This window comes from Micromonospora sp. DT178 (genome assembly GCF_049841695.1).
Lineage (GTDB): Bacteria > Actinomycetota > Actinomycetes > Mycobacteriales > Micromonosporaceae > Micromonospora.
The window spans coordinates 1-287 of sequence record NZ_JBNCKV010000081.1 but is presented as its reverse complement, the minus strand read 5'-3'; the positions used below and the strand labels follow the sequence as shown (position 1 = coordinate 287).

The following is a 287-nucleotide window of genomic DNA, read 5'->3' as shown; positions in this document are numbered from 1 at the left end:
TGTTCGTCGTCGTTGGTGGCGGTGCATTTAGCGGCGCAGGCGTTGCGGTCGGGTGAGTGTTCGATGGCCCTGGCCGGCGGCGTGGCGGTGATGGCCACTGCGGGAGCGTTCGTGGAGTTTTCCCGGCAGGGTGGGTTGGCTGCCGATGGGCGGTGTAAACCGTTCGCGGACGCGGCCGACGGCACGGGTTGGGGTGAGGGCATCGGGATTTTGGTGTTGGAGCGGTTGTCGGATGCCCGCCGGCGGGGGCATCAGGTGTTGGCGGTGTTGCGGGGCAGCGCGGTCAA

At 68.3% G+C, this 287-nt stretch carries 1 protein-coding gene; it reads left to right on the top strand.

All coding sequences use genetic code 11. The annotated features are described in order from the left end of the window. On the top strand, positions 1-287 hold a 287-nt coding region (locus ACLQ22_RS32045), incomplete at both ends, for a beta-ketoacyl synthase N-terminal-like domain-containing protein (protein WP_425695610.1).